The organism is Methylobacterium bullatum, assembly GCF_014845095.1.
Taxonomy (GTDB): Bacteria; Pseudomonadota; Alphaproteobacteria; order Rhizobiales; family Beijerinckiaceae; genus Methylobacterium; species Methylobacterium bullatum.
Window position 1 is genome coordinate 1 of the sequence record NZ_NKUG01000007.1, and the last position, 22,157, is coordinate 22,157.

A 22,157-nucleotide genomic window follows, 5' to 3' on the forward strand; every position below is an offset into this window, starting at 1 on the left:
AAATCATCTGACGACGGACAATGCCACGGGACACGCCCCTCGGCCGCGCTGCGTGGAATGGACACTACTGGCGCACTCGCTGCCAGGCACCTTCACGGCCCAACCGCTCGGGTGCTTGGTGACATATCTGCCGGGCTTCGGGACTTCGCCACCATTGACGCGGCGTTAGGATGCGCATATGAACTATACGCATCTTTTTTAATGTATGAATAGTTTTTATCCTGATAGGATTGTGGCTGTGCGTTGGGGAGTCGAGCAAAGGCTTGAGTTTATTGAATTTCGCCTATTCTGGGAGGGTTCGATCAACCGTGCCGGCATCGTGGAATTTTTCGGTGTTTCCGTTCCTCAGGCATCGAAGGACCTGACCCTCTACCAAGAACGTGCGCCCGGAAACATGGAGTACGACACGCGGGGCAAGCGCTATGTGGCCGCCGACAAATTTGTTCTGCGTTTCCTTGCCCCCGACCCGTATGTCTATCTAGCGCAACTCCGCTCCGTCGCAGAAGGCGCGGTGCCGGCCCATGATTCTTGGATTGCAACACTGCCCAACGCGGACGTTGCGCTGACGCCGAAGCGGGATGTCAACATACAGGTTTTGCGCCGCGTTCTGGACGCAGTACGCGAGAACGGATCGGTAGAGATCTTCTACCAGTCTATGAACAAGGTTCGACCAGATCCGATCTGGCGCCGAATTACACCGCATGCCTTCGGGTTTGACGGTTTCCGTTGGCATACGCGCGCCTATTGTCACCTCGAGAACAGGTTCAAGGACTTCCTGCTCCCGCGCATCCTGGAGGTGCGCGGCAAGGAAAAGCCGGGCGCGACCGGTGACCAAGACGACCTCTGGAACAACTTCTTCGATGTGATAATCGGGCCGCATCCGGATCTAACGGAAAGTCAGAAGAAGGTTGTCGCCAAGGACTATGGGCTAGACGATGGCAATGGTGTGCTGTCCGTTCGGTATGCGATGCTGTTTTATGTTCTGAAGCGACTTGGCCTGCTCAGCGATGCGGCAAAGCAGAGTGCTCGCACTCAGCATATAGTCGCGCTAAACCGCAAGGAAACCGAGGCTGCGCTGAACAAAGCGGAGCTTCAGATATGAAAATATTGTGGGGGAGCGCCGGTTGATGACGGCCAAGCTCGAAAGCATCAAGAACGGCGCCTCCGTGCGCGGCATTGCGTCTGCGCAACCCGTGCAGATCGTATCCGTCGACTGGATCGGTGATCAGGCGATAAATGTCGTTTACCGCGACCATAACGGCTCGGTCGCAGAGTCCGTCCTCTATAGAGACGACGAGCATCGTCTTGAGGTTGAGCAAGATGGGCGGCCCTGGTCGTTCGACGCGGATGGTGCGCTGCTGCGATTGGTGACCGAAGCGAACCGCATCAAGCTTGCGCATTTTTTCGATCCTTATCTCGCCATCCACACCAGCTTTGTCGATCCGCTGCCTCATCAAATTTCGGCAGTCTACGGCGAGATGCTTCCGCGGCAGCCCTTGCGCTTTCTTCTCGCGGACGATCCTGGTGCCGGCAAGACGATCATGGCGGGCTTGCTTATTAAGGAACTGATCGCACGCAGCGATGTGGAGCGCTGCCTTGTGGTCGCTCCCGGCAGCCTGGTCGAGCAGTGGCAAGACGAACTGGGTCAAAAGTTCAATCTCGAGTTCGACATCCTGACGCGGGACATGATCGAGACGTCTCGCTCGGGGAACCCGTTCAACGACCGAGATCGACTCATCGTTCGCCTCGACGTTCTGGCCCGCAATGAAGACCTACAAGAAAAGCTCATGAGCGCCCGCGAGTGGGACCTCGTCATCTGCGACGAAGCCCACCGGATGTCGGCAACCTATTTTGGTGGCGAAGTCAAATACACGCGGCGCTATCAGGTTGGTCAAAAACTCGGCCAAGTCTGCCGGCATCTCCTGCTCATGTCGGCGACACCGCACAATGGGAAGGAGGAAGACTTCCAGCTCTTCATGGCACTGCTCGACGGCGATCGCTTCGAGGGACGCTTCCGTGATGGCGTCCACTATGCCGATACGGAAGACATGATGCGGCGACTGACGAAGGAGGAGCTGCGGAGGTTCGACGGTCGGCCGCTCTTTCCCGAGCGCCGTGCCCGCACGGTCAAATACCAGCTCTCGGAAGGCGAGGCAGCGCTCTACGCCGCCGTTACCGAATATGTGCGAACCGAGATGAACCGGGTTCAGCGATTTGCCGAGGGAGATGGCAAGAAGCGCAACAATGTCGGTTTCGCCCTGCAGATCCTGCAGCGTCGCCTCGCTTCCTCCCCGGCCGCTATCTATCAGTCGCTGAAACGTCGCCGTGAACGCCTCGAGACTGAGCTTGGCGAAGCAAGGCTTGCGGCCAAGGGACGGCGTGCTGGTATCGGCGAACCGTCCGTGAGCTCCGATGTTCTCGGCAACATCGACGAGTACGGACAGAGCGAAATCGATGAGCTCGAAGAGCTGATCTCGACGGGTGCGACGACGGCGGAGACGGTCGAGCAGTTGGCTATCGAAGTGGATACGCTCAAGGGGCTAGAATCGATGGCGCTCGGCGTCCTACGTTCCGGCGTCGACACAAAGTGGACCCAGCTGAACCGCATTCTCGACGACGATCTTATGATCGACGCCGCCGGAAATCGCCGGAAGCTCATTATCTTCACCGAGCCAAAGGACACGCTCCACTACCTGCTCGACAAGGTGCGCGCGCGCCTCGGAATCCCCGAAGCCGTTGATGTGATCCATGGTGGTGTGTCGCGCGAGGAGCGCAGGAAGGTAATCGAGCGCTTCATGCAGGACAAGGACCTGCTTGTGCTCATTGCTAACGATGCGGCGGGCGAAGGCGTAAACCTCCAGCGGGGCCATTTAATGGTCAACTATGACCTGCCCTGGAATCCCAACAAGATCGAGCAGCGCTTCGGCCGTATCCACCGCATCGGGCAAACCGAGGTTTGCCACCTCTGGAATCTCGTGGCGGCCGACACGCGAGAGGGCGAGGTCTATGGGCGTCTACTCGAGAAGCTGGAGGTGGCACGGGAGGCTCTGGGCGGGCGCGTCTATGATGTGCTCGGTGAGCTTTTCGAAGGGACAGCGCTGAAAGATCTACTATTCCAGGCCATCCAATATGGCGAGCTGGAAGAGGTTAGGGCTCGCTTGTTCCGCCAAGTCGATGGCGCGGTCGATCAGACACATCTGCTGGAATTGCTTCGAAGACGGGCGCTCACAAACGACACCATGCCCGAGGCCAAGGTAGATGAACTGCGGCTGGCAATAGAACGCGCCGAGGCGTTGCGCCTGCAGCCGCACCATATTCAGAGTTTCTTCGCCGAGGCGTTCCAGCAGCTCGGCGGTCGTCTTAAGCGTCGGGAAGAGGGGCGCTGGGAGATCACGCATGTGCCGATGCGCATTCGGGAGCGGAATCGTCAGATCGGCACGGGCGCGCCCATCCAGAAGCAGTACGAGCGTATCTGCTTTGAGAAGAGCAACACCAATCAACAGCCTGTCGCAGCCTTCATCTGCCCGGGCCATCCGCTGCTGGACGCTGTGATCAGTCTGATCCGGGAGCAGTACGAGCAGATCATGCGTCAGGGCGCGATTCTGGTCGACGAAACCGATACTGGCGATACGTTGTCCGCCGTCTTCCTGCTGGAGCACACGATTCAGGATGCTCGCACGACGAGCGCCGGTAAACCGCATGTGATTTCTCAGCGCTTGCAGTTTGCCGCGATCAACAAGTCGGGGAGCACCTCCAACGCCGGCATTGCACCTCATCTCAATCTCCGTCCCGCCGCGCCAGAAGAGGTCAGCCTGGTGCGAGATCTCCTCGACGAAGACTGGTTGACGACTGAGCTCGAGAAGACCGCGATCCGCTTCGCTACTGTAGAGCTGGCGCAAGGCCACGTCGCAGAGATCAAGGCGCGCCGCATCCCTGAAATCGAGAAGGTCGAACAGGAAGTGCGTTCGCGCCTCAAAAAGGAAATCAACTACTGGGATTCGCGGGCCTTCGAGCTGAAGGAAGAAGAGAAGGCCGGCAGGAAGACGCGGCTCAACTGGCAGAACGCCCAGCGACGCGCCGAGGAGCTGGTGGAGCGGCAAAAGCGCCGCATGGATCAACTCGAGCGGGAGCGGTTCATCTCATCGCAGCCGCCGCGTGTGCGCGGCGGCATGGTCGTCATTCCACGTGGGCTGCTCAGCGCCCGGCAAAATCCTACGGTCCCCAATCATTTTGCCCAAGATCCGGCGGCTCGGAAAGAAATCGAACTCGCAGCCATGCAGGCAGTCATGGCGGCGGAGCGCGCGCTAGGGCACGAACCGCTCGACGTTTCTGCTCAGAAGATTGGCTACGACATCGCCTCGCATAATCCGAAATCTGGGCATCTTCGCTTCATCGAGGTCAAGGGCCGGATTGATGGTGCGGATTCGGTGATGATCACGCGTCAGGAGATCATCACCTCGCTGCATGAGCCCGAAAAGTTTATCCTCGCGATCGTCGCCGTCAACGGCGGGTTTGCGCACGAGCCGCGATATGTGCGCGGCCCGCTGATCGAACGCGAACCCTCCTTCTTGGAAACGGCAATCCAGTTCGACCTTCGGCGTCTGCTTGAACGCGCGGTTTCGCCGTCATGAGTGCGGAACCCCAACTCACGCTTGTCAGGGCTGGACCACCGGATTACTTCCACCCGATCAGGGATGGTGCGTCGAAGCGCTGGAATCAGCTTGAGGCCGATGCAGAGCTTGCCGGGCCTTGGCACCAACTGTTTAAGCAGGTGCAAAGCCCGCGCCATATCCTGTCCGAGCTGCTTCAGAATGCCGACGATGCAGGCGCGACCAAGGCGCGCGTTTCAATCGAAGACCAGCGTTTCGTGTTTGAGCACAATGGCGAAGATTTTGTCGAAGCGCACTTCGCGTCGATCTGCCGCTTCGGCTACTCAAACAAGCGTGCCCTTCACACCATCGGGTTCCGGGGGATCGGCTTCAAGAGCACGTTCAGCCTAGGCGATCGCGTCGAGCTGTTCACCCCCACGCTGTCTGTCGCCTTCGAGCGTAACCGCTTTACGGAGCCGCATTGGATTGAAGGCGGCCGCACGATGCAGGGCGTCACGCGGGTCGAAGTGTCGATCGCCAACCCTCTTCTCCGACGTGAGGTTGAGAAGAACCTCGATGAATGGCTGAAGAGTCCGGTTTCGCTGCTGTTCTTCAAGAAAATCCGCCGACTTGAGATTGGCGAGCGAGTGGTCCACTGGCAGAGCCTAGGACCCGGCCCTGTCGCCGAGAGCGAGTGGATGTCGCTGGACGACAAGGGAGATGACGCCTTCCTCTTGGTCCGGTCGGCGGAAGAAGCGTTCCCCGCTGATGCGCTCGACGAAATCCGTAATGAACGGATGCTCGGCGCCGAGGAGGGCGGCGACTTCCCGCCCTGCCGGGTAGAGATCGTCCTAGGCGCGAAGGGCCGGCTCTATGTCGTGCTGCCCACTGGCGTTGAGACGCCGCTCCCATTCGCCTGCAACGCTCCGTTCATCCAGGATCCCGCTCGCCTCAAGATCAAAGACCCGGAGACCTCGCCGACAAACCGCTGGCTTCTGAAACGTGCCGGCGAACTCGCGGCCAAGGCGATGGTGGAATGGCTCGAACAGAACAAGACCGGTGTCCTGGATCGAGCTGCGGCCTATGGCCTGCTTCCTGACGTTGACCGGGAGGCAAGCACACTTGAGGGCTCTTGCGCTGCCATGGTCGAGCTCGCGTTCGCGGACGCGGTCGAGGACCGGCCGATCCTGATGACCGATGAGGGCAAGCTGGTTGCCGCCGACGCGGCTATCGTGATCCCGCTGCCGATCTTCGATATCTGGCCGGCAGAGCAGGCGATGGCTCTGTTGGATGAGAAGTCGCGCCCAGCCTTGTGTCGGCATGTCTCGGCCCCCGACCGGACCAAGCTGGTTCACTGGAACCTGGTCGAGGAGTTTTCGAAGAGCGATCTTCTCGCTTGCCTCCGTACAAGCCATCTGCCTCGGCCGTCCACGTGGCGGCATCTGCTGAACCTTTGGACTTACATCGCTCCTGAGGTGACGGGATGGCAAAGCCATCAACCGGAGCGACTTCGCATCGTTCCCGTCCAGGGCAAGGAAGTGCTCTATTCGGCGTCTGAGGTGGTGCGGCTCGGGGAGAAGAAGCTGCTCCAGTCGGATGATGACTGGGAGTTTCTGGCGGGGCATCTGATCGTCCTGAATCAGAACTGGACCCGCTTTCTGGCGGAGCAACGCCGGGACAAGGGCGACGGCGATGGCCGAGCTGACCCGACCCAAGCCGTCTTTGCGGTGCTCAAGAAAATCGGCCTCGACGACACGAGTGACGTCAACGCGGTTATCGAACGGGTCGCTGCCGACTTCTTTGGAACAAGCGGCATCAAGCTGGCCGAGTGCGTGCAACTGGCCCAGATCGCGGCAAAGCTTGGTGCGACCGCGGGCGAAGCATTTCGCTATGCTTGCGCTGATCTGAAGCTTCGGCAGGTCGCCACGGCAATCCTGTACGACGAAGACGGCACCCTGGAAGACCTGTTGCCGGAGACTGCTCGACAGACGCAGCTCCTGCACCCCGATTATGTGGCCAGCTTCTCCTCCTGTTCGCGCGAGGATTGGCTGCGGTGGGTGTCGTCCGGCCGTTCAGGGCTACAGACATTCGCGCCGCTGACCGCAAAGCGGACAAACGTCTTTGGGCGCCAGCAGATCGACGCCGAGGCCAAAAAACGCGGTCTTCGCAGCGCGCTCTACTACCCCTATGTGACGAGCCAGTTTGTCGTCGAGGATTGGGATTTCCCGGCGGAGTACTGGCGGAACTGGGAGGCGCTGTCGAAGTCCGATCCACGGATATGGACCAAGGTCGCAGGGCGGGTCTTGGAGCAGTGGGACAGCGACTGGTCCCGCACCTCGAATGCGCGCTTGTCCCAAGTCGCGACCACGGGGTCGACCCGATCGCTGACGTCAGAGCCCCTGCTGGCGGACTGGTTGCTGAAGCTCAGGTCGAAGCCCTGCCTTCCCGATACGCGCGACATGATCCATGTCCCTGCCGATCTGCTCCGGAGAACGCCCGCGACAGAATCACTCATGGATATCGAGCCATTCGTGCATGGGCTGCTCGATCGGGAGACGACGCGGCCGCTGCTCGATCTGCTCGGCGTCCGCAGTTCCCCGAGTGGGCCAGGTCGATTGCTCGACCGGCTGAGGGCGCTGGCGAAGTCGGATAAGGCGCCGGCCCATGAGGTCGAGAAATGGTATCGCCGTCTCGACCAGATGCTTGATGTCGCTTCTACGTCTGACGCGCAGAGCATCAAGGACGCATTCAAGACCGAGAAGCTGATCCTCGCGCAGGACGGCACCTGGGTGACGTCGGGCGGCGTGTTCCTGGTAGGGGACGAAGAGGATGTCCCGGGCGCCTCGGTGATCCGGGCATCGGTGCTCGATCTCAGCCTGTGGCGGCGCGTCGGCGTCGCCGAACGGCCCTCTGCTGATCTCGTGCTGCATTGGCTGGGTACCCTGGCCTGCGGCAAGGCGCTCACGCCACACGACGCGCGACGTGTCCGGACGCTGATGTCCCGATACCCGACTCGCATTTGGAAAGAGTGCAGGCATTGGGTGAACCTGTCCGGCGAATGGGTCAAAACCGACGAGCTCGCCTATGGGCTCAGCATGCAGAGCCTGTTCACCTACGGGCATCTCCACGACTGGGTGAAGCGCAAGACAGCCGATTTCCGGCAGCTCTCGGCCGAAACGGTGCGCAATTCGCCATTCTCGTCGCTTCAGGCATTGTCCGATCGCGTCGAGGAGCGCTTTAACCAGCTGCCCCTGTTCCCGGGTCTGCAAGACCGGCGCGCTTGGCTCACGGCCTTCGGCACGCAGCTCGCGCGGATCGAACTGGCCGAGCCTTGCGAGACCGAGCGCGTGCGCGCTGTCGCAATGGCGATCGCGACGACAAGCTGGGTCGCCGCCCCGAAGCTGGAAGTGATCCCTTATCTGGATGGCGTGCCCGCTGGCACAGCGCGGCTCACGGACATTTTGTGGCTCAACGGCAAGCTGTTCGTAAGCCCGCTGTCGAAGGCTAAGCTTGCCAAGCGCGTGCCGGAAGAGATCGGCAAGGGCCTAAGCGCCGATATTCGCGCCGCGCTGGCTTATGCGTTCGAGCGGTCACCCTCCGATATTAAGGACTATCTCGAAGAGAACTTCACGCTCGGCCCAGAGCAGACGACGGTCGCGCCTGCGGTGGAGGTCCCGCCTGCGGCTGCCCCTATCGGAGGCAACGCTGTCGATGAGCCGGCCGAGCACTCTCAGCAGGCGGCGTCGGACGATGGCGAGGCCGGGTCGGTGATCGACCAGGACTCGTCCGAGGACGAGGATCCCACGAATGCGCCGGAACCAGAGGCATCGCCCCAGGAGGCCGAAGGCGGATTGTTGGAGACGGAGACCGTCAGCCGTCCGCGCCCCCCGCAGAAGCCAGCGCGGCCCAGCGTGATTGCCCGCTTCGCGTTGGCGCTCGGCTACAAGCCCGATGGGGAGGATCGCTTCTACCATGCGGATGGAAGCTGGATCGGTCGTGCCAACGGCGCGCGTTTCCCGTGGGAGCGGCGCTCAGCGGGCGGCGAGGTGCAGCGGAATTACTATCCGAAAGAGCATTGCCTGGAGCGGGAACCGCTTCAGATCGAGGCCGACGTCTGGGGCCTGCTCGACCAGAAGCCCGACGCCTATTCATTCATTCTCGCCAACCCAGCGGGTGAACCCGTCGAAATGACGGGCGCTCGCCTGCGCGCGCTGCGCGATGGCGGCGAGATCACCATTCACCCCGCTACATACAGGCTGGTTTATGACCTCGACCAATAAGTACAAGAAAAAGCTCATCGAGGTGGCGATCCCGCTTGAGGCGATCAACAAGGCTTCTGCCAGGGAGAAGTCGATCCGGCATGGGCACCCCTCAACGCTGCATCTATGGTGGGCACGACGCCCATTGGCGGCGTGCCGTGCGGTGCTGTTTGCTCAGCTCGTCGACGATCCATCCAGTCATCCCGATCAGTTTCCAAGCGATGAGGCTATTGAGACTGAGCGTCAGCGTCTCTTCAAAATCATTGAGGATTTGGTGAAGTGGGAGAGCTCAACAAATCATGAAGTCATTGAACGTGCTCGGGCCGAAATAAGGAAGAATTTCCCTGACGGGTTGCCACCAATATATGACCCATTCTCTGGCGGCGGCTCAATTCCGCTTGAAGCACTTCGCCTGGGTCTCCCTGCGAATGGCTCGGACCTGAACCCGGTCGCAGTAGTTATCGGCAAGGCGATGATCGAGCTTCCCTCATACTTTCATGATCAGAAGCCTAGCCATCCTGGCAAACCGGAGCGCTTGCACTATCGAGGGGCGGAGGGGCTAGCCGAGGATATACTCTGGTACGCGAAGGACTTGAGCAACAAAGCTTGGCAAAAGATCGGTCATCTTTATCCGCCAGCGAAACTGCCGAAAACGGCCGGCGGCGGGGACGCCACCGTCCTTGCGTGGCTGTGGGCTAGAACCGTTGCAAGCCCCAACCCAGCACTACGTGGGGCACACGTTCCGCTGATTTCCAATTATTGGCTTTGCAACAAGCCGAACAAGTCAGTTTGGGTAAAGCCGATTATCAGCGGCACTGACATCTCGTTTGAGGTACATACCGGAAAGCCGCAAGATGAAGATGCGGTAGCAGCGGGGACCAAGGCTGGGCGCGGTGCGAATTTTAGGTGCTTGCTGACTGGGGATGCCATCCCTGCTGGCTACGTCAAGGCCGAAGGCATGGCGGGCAGAATGGGCTGGCGCCTCCTGGCGATCGTCGTAGAGGGCCGGGGCGGGCGTGGATATGTCGCTCCCACTAAAGAGCACGAGGCTCTTGCCTTCACCGAAAAGCCAGACTGGCGTCCCGAATTCCCGCTTTCCCAGCACCCCCAATACATGAGCGTGACAAATTACGGGCCAACAAATATATCAGATCTGTTCATGGACCGGCAGACTGTCGCACTTAACACGTTCATGGATCTGATCCCAAGCGTCGTTAAGGACATTTCAGATCAGCGTTACCGTAGCACAATGTCTTCATACTTAGTACTTTGCGTCAGTCGTCTAGCAAACAGGCAGTCTACGAGTACGTTTTGGCACACGTCCAGAGAGAACGTGGAGCAAGTGTTTGCCATGCAGGCCCTGCCGATGCGGTGGGATACTGCTGAAGGCAACCCGTTCTCGACGTCGTCCGGAAACTTTATGGGCCAGGTCGAATATCTCGCGAAAGCTGTTGCGGCGCTGCCGTGCTCCGATCAAGCAGGACATCTTCGACAGCTCAACGCACAGAACGTCGATTTCTCGGGCTTCGTTATCTCAACTGATCCGCCATACTACGATAACGTTCCATATGCCGACTTGTCAGATTTCTTTTACGTATGGCTTAGAAAAGGCTTGGCAGGCGTTTATCCCGATCTGTTCTCGACCATGTTGGTTCCTAAGCAGGAAGAGCTGGTCGCTGACTACAAGCGACATGGTGGAAAAGACGAAGCTGACCGCTTTTTCCTGGGCGGCATGACAACTGTCATGCGTCACATGGCGACGCACGGACGGTCGGATGTTCCCGCTGCGATTTACTACGCATTCCGGCAGGGCGAAGTTGACGAGAGCGGGTTCTCGGTAAAGGGCTGGGCGACCTTCCTGCAGTCCATTGTCGATGCCGGTTACTCCATCGGAGCGACCTGGCCTGTTCGAACCGAGCTTGTCGGGAACCTGAAGAAGAACAAGAACGCGCTGGCAACCTCAGTTGTGATGTCCTGTCGGCCTCGCGTGCAGAGTGCGGAAACTATCTCCCGGGTCGAGTTCATCAGGGCTCTTCGCAAAGAGTTGCCTGCCGCCTTGAAGGAGATGCATCGCGCCAACATCGCGCCCGTGGATATTCCACAGGCGTCTATCGGGCCAGGCATCGCAATCTTCAGCCGCTACGCTGCAGTGATTGAGCGAGACGACAAGCCGATGTCGGTGAAAACCGCACTGCAGATCATCAACGAAGAGTTGGATCAGTATCTGTCGTCTCAAGAAGGCGACTTTGATCCAGAGACCCGTTTTGCTGTGAGCTGGTTCACACAGCATGGGTACGAGAAGGGGGTGTTCGGCGACGCGGATAATCTGGCGCGTGCGCGCGGAATATCTGTGGACGATGTGAAGCACGCGGGCATCGTCGAGTCATCTGCAGGAAGGGTGCGGATCTACAAGCGGGAAGAGCTTGAAGCTGGTTGGGACCCTGTGAGCGACCGGCACGTCACGATCTGGGAGTGCTGTCATCATCTTGTGCGCCAATACGAGCAGGATGGGCTTTCGCATTCCACCGGGCTGCTTCTGAAGAAGCTCGGCAGCGATAGAGCCGAAGCCGTGAAGGACCTTGCCTACTGCCTCTACGACATCAGCGCCAACAAGCGGAAGGATGCGAAGGAGGCCACGGCCTACAACGCCTTGATCGCCGACTGGACGGAGCTGACGCGGCAGGCTGCGGCCATCCACGACACGAGCGGGGATCGTCAGATCCGGCTGAGTATCTGAGGGGGGAACGGGACAGTGGCCAAGAGCACGCGCCAGTATGTTTTTGAGGGCATGGAGCTGCTGCCCGCAGCCCTCATTCCGTTTGTCGAGAAGCGGCTGGAAAGCTCGCTGAAGGGTCATTGGCAGGTCCAGGTTCTGGAGAAGCTGCCGAGCCTGCGCCCCAACAGCAACGGCGAGGTCGGCTGGGACCAGGCCGCGCTGTTCAACGCGATAGACCGCTTCTGGAACGACGCGTTCCGGGCCGTTCTCGGCCGCGCGGAGCGGTCATGGGTGAATGAGCTGAGCGATGTTCGCAACAAGCTCTCGCACAACGCAACCTTCACCTACGACGACGCCGAGCGCGCGCTCGATTCCATGCGCCGTCTGATGGAGGCGATCAGCGCCGGCGAGACTGCCGAGCAGCTCTCGAAGATGCGCGACACCATCTTACGGACGAAGTTCACCGAGCTTCAGCGCAACGAAGAGCGGCGCAAGACCCAGCGGCTAGAAATCTCCGTCGAGACGGTGGCGGGCTTGCTGCCTTGGCGCGAGGTGGTGGAACCGCACCAAGATGTCGCGACCGGCGAATTCCAGCAAGCCGAGTTCGCGGCCGATCTAGCCAAGGTGCATTCGGGCAGCGCGCCGGCCGAATATCGCGACCCGCGCCAGTTCTACAGCCGCACTTATCTGACCGAGGGGCTGAGTGCGCTTCTGGTCGGGGCCGCCAAGCGGCTGTCGGGCAGCGGCGGCGATCCGGTCGTCGAACTGCAAACCAACTTCGGCGGCGGCAAGACGCACTCGATGCTGGCCCTCTACCACATGGCGGGGCCGACGCCGGTTCAGGACCTGTCGGGCCTTGATCAGCTACTCGAGAAGCACGAACTGACCGTGCCCAAGAACATCAAGCGCGCGGTGCTGGTTGGCACCTCACGCGGGCCGCAGGACGTTCTCAATGCCGAGGGCGGTCGTAAGATCCGCACGACCTGGGGTGAACTGGCGTGGCAGCTAGGTGGCGCTGAAGCCTTCGACATGATCGCCGAGAATGATGCCAATGGCATCGCGCCAGGCTCGCACTTACTTGAAACGATCTTCCGAAAATACGCCCCGTGCCTAATCCTGATCGACGAGTGGGTCGCTTATCTGCGGCAGATCTATCGGGTCGAAGGGCTGCCATCGGGTTCGTTCGACGCGAACCTCTCGTTTGTCCAGTCGCTCACCGAAGCGGTCAAGGCCAGCCCCGGCGCATTGCTGATAGCATCCTTGCCGGCGTCGCAGATCGAGGTCGGTGGCGAAGGAGGTCAGGAGGCGCTCGCGCGTCTCAAGCAGACTTTCAGCCGTGTCGAATCGTCATGGCGGCCCGCCAGCCAGGAGGAGAGCTACGAAATTGTTCGGCGACGGCTGTTCAAGGAGATCTCCGGCGACAAGTTCCATCACCGGGACAATACGCTGAAGCAGTTCGCCAAGCTCTATCGCGAGAACGCCAACGACTTTCCGCAGGGCTGCGCCGACGAGGACTACCGGCGCAAGCTGGAGAAGGCCTATCCGATCCATCCCGAGCTGTTCGACCAACTCTACACGAGCTGGGGATCGCTGGAGAAGTTCCAGCGCACTCGCGGCGTGCTGCGCCTGATGGCGCAGGCGATCCACGAACTGTGGATGAACGGCGACCCGTCGGTGATGATCATGCCGGGCAGCGTTGCGGTGAGTTCGCCGCGCGTTGAGCCAGAGCTGCTCCATTATCTCGACGTGACTTGGCAGTCGATCATCGCCGGTGATGTCGATGGCACTGCCTCGACGCCATACAAGATTGACCAGTCGGCCCCCAACCTGAACCGCTATTCCGCGACCAGGCGCGTTGCTCGGGCGATCTTTATGGGGACGGCACCGACGCACCAGCAGCAGAACACCGGCCTAGACGACAAGCAGATTAACCTTGGCGTCGTGCAGCCGGGTGAGCGGCCGACGATCTTCGGCGACGCGCTGCGGCGCCTGACCAACCAGGCCAAGTTCATGCACGCCGATCTCGGGCGCTATTGGTACTCGATGTCGGCGAGCCTCAATCGCATCGCAGCCGACAAGGCAGCGCAGATCGAGACCGCGCTCGTCCTGATGACGATCGACAGCGAGCTGAGCAAGTATGTTAACAGCCTGGCTGATCGTGGGCACTTCGATGCTGTGCAGGTGGCGCCGGCCTCGTCAGCGGAAGTGCCGGACGAAGCTGGAGGCGTGCGGGCAGTCGTGCTGGGCGTCGCGCATCCGCACAATGGCCGCGAGGGATCCGAGGCTCTGGGCGAAGCCAAGGACATCCTGATGCAGCGTGGCAGCACGCCGCGCGTCTATCGCAACATGCTGGTCTTCATCGCCGCGGATTCCCGCCAGCTCGACAATTTGAAAGACGCGGTGCGAGCGTCACTCGCCTGGGGCGAGATCGTCCGCGACACCGAGCGGCTCAACCTGACGCAGAGCGACAGCGCGCTTGCCAAGGCCAAGCTGGCTGAATCGAACGAGACGATGAAGACACGCCTGAAGGAGGCGTGGTGCTATCTGCACTACCCGGCGCAGGAGAGCGCACAGGCCGACGTCGAATGGGTCTCGGGCAAGATCCCGGCTCAGGACGGGCTGCTGGCGCGGGCCAGCAAAAAGCTCGTGGCCGAGGAAGGCTTACTCACAGAGATCGGGCCTACGCGTCTTGATCGTGATCTTCAGAAGTACATCTGGAACGGCAAGCCACACCTCTTTCTCAAGGACCTTCGGGAGTATCTCAATCGCTACATCTATCTGCCGCGTCTGAAGAGCCAGGAGGTTCTGATCAAGGCGGTGCAGGCCTCCGTAAGCGGGATGATCCCAGGGCCATTTGCCTATGCCGAACGCTGGGATGAGAAGTCGGACATCTATCTGGGTCTTGCCATCGAGCGAGCCGCTTACTCTGCGGTCGTGATCGACGGCGACAGTGTCATCGTGAAACTTGCCGTGGCCGAAGCCCATCGCCCGGTTCCCGTGCAGCCGGGAGGCGGTGGCGGCACGCAAGGCCCGGGCGAGAAAGCGCCGGATACGGGGTCGCCGCCGGAGGGTGCCCCCCCCCAACCTGTACCTCCTGAGAGGAAGCCAACCCGCTTCACCGGTAGCGTTATGATCTCGTCGGAGCGCCCGGCTCGCGACATCCATCAGATTATCGAAGCTATTGTCGAGCAGCTCACAACGCTTCCGGGGAGTTCGGTTAAGCTGAGGCTTGAGATCGACGCCGAGATTCCATCTGGGCTCGACCAGGCGAAGGTGCGGACGCTGGTTGAGAACGCTAACACGCTTGGGTTCGTTGAGAAGTCGATCGAATAACAGCGAGCCTGGGTCTTGTCCCGAGTGGTAGTACAACTGACGGGTGGCCATCGGCGATCGCCGAGTAGGGTTGGGTTGCGAGATGCAACTCTGATCCGATAGATCCCCGATGACCGACGAGATGATGCCCCTGCGCGGCCTCATGGAGGAGAGCGCCAAGCACCCGGTCCAGCGCAACGGCTACCTTGACCGGGACGGGCAGACGCGGGCGGGCATGGTCGACCTCCGCATCTCGAAGCTGCGCAAGGCTAGCTATCTCCCCGGCTTCCTGGAGCCGCAGTGCATGATTGAGAAGGCGCTGACGGTAGTGATCCAGGAAACCTACATCCGGGGCATCTCGACGCGATCGGTGGACGATCTGGTTCTGGCCATAGGGCATAACGACGAGTGGGCCGTCCAAAGAGCCCGCTACATGGCACTGGAACGCATCGCCCCAATCGGCGATGATCCCTTCGCCAGCCGGACCACCCTGGCAGCATGATCATACCGGCCCTGCCGGCGAACGTGGCGGCTTCTAGAAAGCTATACCACGCATAGGGACACGACCTCTGATCTTGTCGAGAAGTTCGGGCATCTGATGCGCAGAAACGTGACAAGCAGCGAAATCTCGTTCTGGAAAGCGTGACCTCAGGAGATCGTCGATTGAAGCGAGGTGGATGCGGATGTCATTCACCTCTTCGGAGACAAGGTGAGCCTGGAGGCTGCCGTGATCGGTGCGGCACCATCGGCCCCGCCCGATGTTTGCAGTTCTGTATGAAAGTGGCGCACCCGACATGATTTGAACGTGTGACCTTTGCCTCCTGCGGATGACACTTGTTGCCATTGAGTCATACTCGGCCCAACTCCATTCAAATGCACCACAGCATCGGCGTGTCCATGAGCGTGGAGATGCCAGTCCCCTCTGGCAGGGTGCCAGCGATCGCCGCCTGGATGATGGACGGAGCCAGGAAGGCAAGGTTGAGGGTCATACGAACCGAGCGCTCGCTGCAGCCTTCCGCTGCGGCGATGGCATGGGTGTCGGCAAAACGGCCGCTGACAAGATCATTGAGCCAGAAGCGCGCCTTGGCGATCCCGTCGACGAGGCGGGCTCGGGTCTCGGCCCGCATCGGCCGCAGCGGAGCTGCCGCTTCATCGCCTTCAGCGCGGATGATCTGGCGCCGACGACGGCTCGGTCGGGGTGACCAGGGCACGTTGAGCGGGGAGGGCTCTGTGCTTCCTGCTCCGCCAGCCCTGCCATCGTGCTCAGCCTCGTCCGGTTCAACGAAGTTGATCGTGAGACAGCTCGGGTGAACGACGATGCGGCCAACCTGGGCGAGTGACGTCTCATCGGACGAGGACGTCCGACCAGGGGTGGCTGTCGATGTCAGCGCCTCCCGCACGGCCTGTTCGATCTCGGGTGCCGACACGCGGGCGACCGAGCCGGCCTCGCCGCGCTGCCCCGTCTCGAGGGCGCGTGAGACGTAGTAGCGGTAGTGGAGAGCACCCTTCCTGGCCGAGCTCGGCGTCATCCGATTGCCGCGGTCATCGTAGAGCAGCCCCGTCAGCCATGAGCCGGTGTTGCCCCGGGCGGAACCTTGCGCCTGCGCCTTCTCGCTCAGCGCCGCCTGGACCGCATCGAACAGTTCGCGTGGGACGATGCCCTCGTGCTCTCCAAGGTAATGCCGGTCCTTGTGGATCACCTCGCCGATATAAACCCGGTTGCGAAGGAGGTAGGCTAGCGGACTCTTGGTGAAGGCGATGCCACCCCGGATCGTGCCATCTCGGCGGGGTGATCGCTTCGTCAGGATGCCCTGGCCCTGCAAATCGGCCGCCAGCCCGTTGAGGCAACCGAGAGCGAGGTAGCCCTCGAAGATCGTCCTGACCTGGAGCGCCTCCTCGGGGCAGGGGACCAGCTTCTTGTCGTGAACGCGGTAGCCGAGCGGCACGGGTCCGCCCATGCGCATGCCCTTGCGCTTCGAGGCCGCGATCTTGTCTCGGATGCGCTCGGCCGTGACCTCGCGCTCGAACTGGGCGAACGACAGCAGGACGTTGAGCGTCAGCCGTCCCATGCTGTTGGTGGTGTTGAAGGCCTGGGTCACGGAAACGAAGGAGACGCCGTGCGCGTCGAACAGCTCGACGAGCTTGGCAAAGTCCGACAGGGCGCGGGTGAGCCGGTCGACCTTATAGACCACCACCACATCGACGCGCCCCACCTCGACCTCGGCAAGCAGCCGCTGCAGGGCCGGACGCTCGAGGCTGCCGCCTGACACGCCGCCATCGTCGTAGGCCTCGGGCAGCAGACGCCAGCCTTCATGGGCCTGGCTCTTGATGTAGGCTTCGGCGGCCTCGCGCTGGTTGTCGAGGGAGGTGAAGGCCTGATCCAGTCCGTGCTCGGTGGATTTGCGGGTGTAGATCGCACAGCGCAGGGCCTTGGGGGCCTGGGCCTTCGAAGGCGATATCTTGGGATGCGACGGCTTGGACGGGTAAGCCATCACGCGATCCCTCCCACCGCCACAGCCATGAACGGCTCATCGCCGCCGCTTGGCGCTCCGGTGGGCACCTTGTCCCGCAGCCCGAAGAAGCGGGGTCCGTTCCAGCGAGTGCCGGTGATCGCGCGGGCAACCTCCGATAGGCTGGCATAGGTCGCCTCCTTCCAGGCAAAGCCACCCGTCACCACGGTGACGGTGTGAACCTCGCCGCCGAACTCGCGCACCAGCAGTGTGCCGGGCCGAAGCCCTGGGCTCGGGATCGGCGGGACGATGGGCGGTGCCTTCGGCTTGGCCGCGCGTTCGGCGGCGGCGCGGCGGAGACGTTCCTTCGCGATCCGATCGAGCAGTCGGGCGCTGTCGCGATCGAGGTCGCCCAGCGCCTTGGCCTGGATGCGGTAGGCGAGGAGCCGCACCATCAGGGTGCGGGACAGATGTGGGGGAGGCGCCGTTCGCAGATGCTGACGCCAGCGGATGCGCAGGTCGCCCAGATCGAGGGAGGCGAGTCCTTCGATCTCACGCTTGAGCATGGGGCTGATCACGCCGGCCATCACCGGGCCTCCGTCGTGGCATCGTCGGTCAGGCGATAGGCGGTCCGACCCTCCGCATCGCATCCCTTCGTGAGGATCATCCCACGCTTGCGCAGGCCGGTCAGGGTAGCGCGCGTCGAATGGGCGAGCCAGCCGGTGGCGGCCATCAGGTCGCCGACCGTGGCGCCGTCGTCACGCTGCAGCATCGCGATGATCAGCGCCCGTTTCGTGCCGGATCGCGGCTTTGTCCCGGCCCTGTCCGGTCCGGCATCCGCAACCGGCATCGAGGAGACGGAGCTGCCTACGTCGAGCCCGAAGCCAAGACTTTCCCGACCAGCGGTCGTGAGACGCAGCCCGATCGAACCGCGCTGGTCTTGGTGCCAGTGCCGCTCATCCCCGGTGACGACGACCTCGATCGCCAGCGCGGTCTTGCTGAGCTTGGCGAACAACGCCTTGGCGGCTCGGACGTTGAGTCCGGCGGGACGGGCGATCAGCTGGTCCGGTGACTCGGCAGCAGTCTTCAGCAGAGTGTGGTGCGTCTCGTCGATCATTACGGGTGGCCTCGCGATGGTGAGGCAGCGGGTCTGCTGCCACCAGCGCAACCCCGCGGATCACGAGGGATCGGCAGGGGGTCGAGGGCGCACCGCGTCGGCGGCCTTGCGAACACCGACAGTTCCGCTCCATTCGCAGCACAAGTCCAGTCCGAAGTGACGGGGATCGCTCACACGCCAGTGCACGGCCGCCAGCGAACCACGGCTCCTTCAGCGTGCGAACCAGTCTCCGGCATGACGACCCAAAATGTTGCGGAAGCTGCACCAGCGACAGGCGAGAAACCGGCCAAAACCGCCTTGAATTAGGTCCGCAGCATCGCCCCGGAGAAGGGGCCGCCAAACGCCACCTTTTCGCTAAGTCCTTGAGACTGCGCTTGTCTCCCGCGAAATGCGAATTCCCGTCATTCGCGGGGAGTGAGTGGTGGGCCCGGCAGGACTCGAACCTGCAACCAGACCGTTATGAGAAGCTTGGTCCATGGAAATCCTCAATAGTTTAGGGGAATAGACCAGTCCGTAGACTTCAATTTACACACCCGGATGCTTGGGCGCCATATTTTTCAGGTTCAGCGAACCAGAAAGCAGTCCGTAGTTTTGCGAAGGCAAAAAAGGGGGTCAGCCTGCGCTTCGGATTTTGGTGAAGTCGAGCACGTCGGCGGCCTTCCGCAGGTGCGTCGGGCTGAACCGGCCATAGGTCGAGAACGTCACGCGCGGGCTACTGTGGCCGAGGTACTGAGCGACCTCGTTAAAGGACACGCCGGCCTCGACCATGTGAACGGCGGCGGTGTGCCGGAGAACGTGCGGCGTCACGCCTTCGAGGCCAGCCGCCTTTACCGCGGCGTTGAAGCCGGTCTTGATCCCGGCGACCCGGTTCCCGGCCCACTCAATAACATAGTCGGTCACCGCCTCTCCTCGTGCCACAGACAGAGCCGCGCGCAGCCCGTCGTTCATCGGCACGATTGCTCGCCCTTTGGTCGGCCCCGTTGCTGAGACGCGCAGGTTGATCTGGTTACGGTCGAAGTCGACCCTTTCCCAAGTTAGATCCAAAACTGCGCCGACGCGGGCGGCTGTTGCCAGCATGAGCAAGATCGCGTTGCGAATGTGGGGCGCGGCCGGCGCATCTAGAAGCCGATCAATCTCGGCCCGCGTCAGATAGCGGGTCTTCGGGGCAGGCTTCTGCGGCCGTTCGATCCTGGGCGCCTTGTCGCCGAGCGCCCACTTCAGCACCGTCCGCAGGTGCCCGAGCTCTGTCCAGATCGCCCCGTCCTGGACCTTCGTCGTCTTGCCGCGGGCCGTCGTCTTCCGACGCGTGGCGACGTACTTGCGGCAGGCCTCAACGGTGATCTCCTCGGGGCGCATGTGGCCTAGGATCGGGCCCATCGCCTTCCATTCGTGCATCATCGCAACAGCCACGCGTCTGCCCTCTTTCTCTGCCCGATACGCCTCCCATAGGGTGGCAATGGTGGCGCCTGGCGCCGGCGCCGACTCCCGCTTGATTACGGCAACGGCTTCCGTCTCGGCTGCCGCTCGCGTGAGTGCGTCAAGACGATGACGCCTTCGCTTTCCGTCGACCCACCAAGAGACGACGTAGCGTCCGTTGAGGCGTCCGATCCGGTGATCTCCTGGCATCTTTCAAATTCCTCGACTGCGTCGGGCTTCACCCTAAGCAGGCGCGAGCCGACCCGGAAACCGCGAAGTTCACCGCGGCGGATCAGGTTCCGGACGTGGTTCGGTGAGCACCCCCAGCGGGCGGCGACCATTTCCGGGGTGAGCGGGCGAACGAAGTTCATGCTGGGCACCCCTCATCGAGCTTGTCGAGCCAGTGCCGGCTAGAGTCGATCTTGTCGGCCCGAGCGCGATCCATGGAGAAGAATTCGTGGTCGAGGCGCTTCATCTCGGCCTCGGCGGCTTCGAGGGCGGCCACCATCTCCGGCTTGGCCCAGCGACCGCCGGAACTCGGGGCGATAGACAGGGCGCCCCATCGCCGCTCGGCTCGCTCCTTCGCCAGCCCAAGGCGCAGGAAGTCATCCGCCGCTCCGTGCTGGGCAATGTGCTCCACGAAGGCGCAGGCGAGTTCCGGGCTGACGGCGAACACCTCGCCCTTGACCCGCACCTCGTGGAGCGCCGCGTGGGCTGCGGCTTCCAGGGTTACGGCATCATCGAAGGGCACGGGCCAGTAGCCATGCACCTTCAGCTTCCGGCCGCGCCCAACCTGCAGCGTCGAGCGGCGTCCCACCGGGTCGATGGACCGTCCGATCTTCACCTCGTCGGAGTTGCCGTCCTCTCCGATGACGTAGAGGTAGCTCCTAGCCTTCGCCACGTCGTCCCTCCTCATTGTCGAGAGCGAGAGCGGAGCGGCCGAGCCAAAGCAGCAGTGCCGAAGTCAGCGCGCCGCCGATGGCGATGCCGAAGGCCAGCGACGGGCTGAAATGATGCGTACCTTCGAGGATTATGAAGACAGATGTGCTGAGCAAAATCGGGTTCATTTTAAACGACCCCCGCCGCATCAGTTGAGTGTCCGGCCACATAGAATTTCGTTCCGGTCAGTCGGGCAACTTGCTCCTCGCGGCCTTCCTCGAACACGTACCGCTCCACAATCGACGGCGTTTTGAACCTCGACCCTTTTTTATGAGCGTGGACGAATGCTTTTCGGCGGTTGTCGAAGGTCCGTACGTGGTCGATTTCGTCCGGCAGACTGCGCCAGTAGACGCGGAAAATGGCGGCCTCACTCCCCATGGCCAGCCTCCTTGACGGATTTCTCGACGAAGGAGCGGGCGGCAGAGGCGGTGGGGTGATGGGTCAGGTCAGAATGAACCCATTTGCTAGGCGGAAGCTCTGGCGTTCGAATTGCGGCAGTCCATTTTCCTCGCACCTCGCCGCTAGGCCAGATGCCGTGTCGTGGTTCACCGCCTATCCAAAGGCATTCTCCTCCCGCTCCGTCTGCTCTCCAGTCAAAGGTGGTGGCTTCGCCAATCATGCGGCTTTCCTCCGAGCAACAGGATGAGCCAGAATGCCGAAGCCTTTGCTGGCGGCATCCTCCAATGCGTGAATGCCTGGTTGTCCGATCGCGAACAGAGCGGTCCCGTTCGACGGCGAAACGCCTTCGGTCCCGTCTGGACGGAGGAACCTGATCTTGTGCGTGAACAGGACGCTATCCGCACGCTGCCATGCGCTCCAGAACCACGGCGCCGACGTGCGATCAGGCGCCAAGGCAATCCCGCTGCCATGGTCAAAGAAGCGATCCAGCCAAGGCTCGATGCCGTTCCGTCCGCCGAAGGGTGGGTTCATCCACACGAAGCCGTGCCAGGGATCGGTAAGGCCGCAACCGTCGATCTTCGCGTCGGCCGGCACATGGCCGTCAGCATACCGCGCCGGCGCAACGTCCAGATCGAAGCGGCACCCGAGGGCGTCGAAGACCTGAGGCGGCGTGTACCACTCGTCCGAGCGGCCGAGGGTGTCCCAATAGCCCATCTTTACGCCTCCTCATTCAGGTAAAGAGGGGGAAGGGCCGGAAGGGGACGCCAGTGGGTTGGTGTCCCGGCAGCCAAAATGTGGAAGGCGTGCCCATCGTAGATGTACCAGCCGGGGGCCTCCACGGGATGCTGGGTCAAATAGCAGGCAACCATTTGCTCCTTGCCGACAAGGATCAGGATGTCCCATCCTTCCGGCGCACCCTCAATCGGCTCCCACTCCTCCGCCGCGCGCGCCGTGTCTTCT

At 61.7% G+C, this 22,157-nt stretch carries 15 protein-coding genes and 1 pseudogene; 6 read left to right on the top strand and 10 right to left on the bottom strand.

Annotation, left to right across the window (positions count from 1 at the left end; translation table 11 throughout):
* The first annotated feature begins 232 nt into the window (after nucleotides 1-232).
* The 6 genes and pseudogenes from MBTS_RS00670 to MBTS_RS00695 all read left to right on the top strand — a co-directional run.
* Complete coding sequence (locus MBTS_RS00670) at nucleotides 233-1,102, top strand: BrxR family helix-turn-helix transcriptional regulator (RefSeq protein ID WP_308445005.1); 870 nt, start codon at nucleotides 233-235, stop codon at nucleotides 1,100-1,102.
* A 25-nt stretch (nucleotides 1,103-1,127) separates the two neighbouring features.
* Nucleotides 1,128-4,631 (top strand): helicase-related protein, encoded by a 3,504-nt coding sequence (locus tag MBTS_RS00675; protein ID WP_192214886.1) that lies wholly within the window; start codon nucleotides 1,128-1,130, stop codon nucleotides 4,629-4,631.
* Entirely contained in the window at nucleotides 4,628-8,869 is a 4,242-nt protein-coding gene (locus MBTS_RS00680; RefSeq protein WP_192214887.1) for a sacsin N-terminal ATP-binding-like domain-containing protein, read from the top strand. Before MBTS_RS00675 ends, MBTS_RS00680 begins: the two co-directional genes overlap by 4 nt.
* Entirely contained in the window at nucleotides 8,853-11,585 is a 2,733-nt protein-coding gene (locus MBTS_RS00685) for a DUF1156 domain-containing protein (protein WP_192214888.1), read from the top strand. The genes MBTS_RS00680 and MBTS_RS00685 overlap by 17 nt, the downstream gene beginning before the upstream one ends.
* A gap of 15 nt (nucleotides 11,586-11,600) precedes the next feature.
* Nucleotides 11,601-14,897, top strand: a complete 3,297-nt coding sequence (locus MBTS_RS00690) for a DUF499 domain-containing protein (RefSeq protein ID WP_192214889.1) — start codon at nucleotides 11,601-11,603, stop codon at nucleotides 14,895-14,897.
* A 109-nt stretch (nucleotides 14,898-15,006) separates the two neighbouring features.
* Nucleotides 15,007-15,273: pseudogene (locus MBTS_RS00695) on the top strand (transposase); the annotation flags it as partial.
* A gap of 472 nt (nucleotides 15,274-15,745) precedes the next feature.
* Here MBTS_RS00695 and MBTS_RS00700 read toward each other — a convergent pair.
* The 10 genes from MBTS_RS00700 to MBTS_RS23500 all read right to left on the bottom strand — a co-directional run.
* A complete protein-coding gene (locus MBTS_RS00700) occupies nucleotides 15,746-17,368 on the bottom strand; it encodes a recombinase family protein (protein ID WP_192214890.1) in 1,623 nt (540 codons plus the stop codon).
* Nucleotides 17,368-17,913 carry a DUF2924 domain-containing protein gene (locus tag MBTS_RS00705; protein WP_192214891.1) on the bottom strand — a complete coding sequence of 182 codons (546 nt, stop codon included), beginning with the start codon at nucleotides 17,911-17,913 and terminating at the stop codon, nucleotides 17,368-17,370. Before MBTS_RS00705 ends, MBTS_RS00700 begins: the two co-directional genes overlap by 1 nt.
* Nucleotides 17,913-18,443 carry a DUF3489 domain-containing protein gene (locus MBTS_RS00710; protein WP_192214892.1) on the bottom strand — a complete coding sequence of 177 codons (531 nt, stop codon included), beginning with the start codon at nucleotides 18,441-18,443 and terminating at the stop codon, nucleotides 17,913-17,915. Before MBTS_RS00710 ends, MBTS_RS00705 begins: the two co-directional genes overlap by 1 nt.
* 612 nt (nucleotides 18,444-19,055) lie before the next feature.
* Nucleotides 19,056-19,853 (bottom strand): tyrosine-type recombinase/integrase, encoded by a 798-nt coding sequence (locus MBTS_RS00715; protein ID WP_210322589.1) that lies wholly within the window; start codon nucleotides 19,851-19,853, stop codon nucleotides 19,056-19,058.
* Nucleotides 19,854-19,936: 83 nt separating this feature from the next.
* The gene (locus MBTS_RS24195) at nucleotides 19,937-20,230 is read right to left on the bottom strand and encodes a helix-turn-helix domain-containing protein (RefSeq protein WP_210322590.1); all 294 of its coding nucleotides are present in this window, start codon (nucleotides 20,228-20,230) and stop codon (nucleotides 19,937-19,939) included.
* Nucleotides 20,227-20,760, bottom strand: a complete 534-nt coding sequence (locus tag MBTS_RS00720) for a GIY-YIG nuclease family protein (RefSeq protein WP_192214894.1) — start codon at nucleotides 20,758-20,760, stop codon at nucleotides 20,227-20,229. Before MBTS_RS00720 ends, MBTS_RS24195 begins: the two co-directional genes overlap by 4 nt.
* Nucleotides 20,747-20,926 (bottom strand): hypothetical protein, encoded by a 180-nt coding sequence (locus MBTS_RS00725; protein ID WP_192214895.1) that lies wholly within the window; start codon nucleotides 20,924-20,926, stop codon nucleotides 20,747-20,749. The genes MBTS_RS00720 and MBTS_RS00725 overlap by 14 nt, the downstream gene beginning before the upstream one ends.
* Before the next feature lies 1 nt (nucleotide 20,927).
* Nucleotides 20,928-21,176 carry a hypothetical protein gene (locus MBTS_RS00730; RefSeq protein WP_192214896.1) on the bottom strand — a complete coding sequence of 83 codons (249 nt, stop codon included), beginning with the start codon at nucleotides 21,174-21,176 and terminating at the stop codon, nucleotides 20,928-20,930.
* 237 nt (nucleotides 21,177-21,413) lie between these two features.
* Nucleotides 21,414-21,911 (bottom strand): DNA N-6-adenine-methyltransferase, encoded by a 498-nt coding sequence (locus MBTS_RS00735; RefSeq protein ID WP_192214897.1) that lies wholly within the window; start codon nucleotides 21,909-21,911, stop codon nucleotides 21,414-21,416.
* A gap of 2 nt (nucleotides 21,912-21,913) precedes the next feature.
* A partial coding sequence (locus tag MBTS_RS23500; protein ID WP_210322591.1) for a hypothetical protein occupies nucleotides 21,914-22,157 on the bottom strand: 244 nt, incomplete at its 5' end.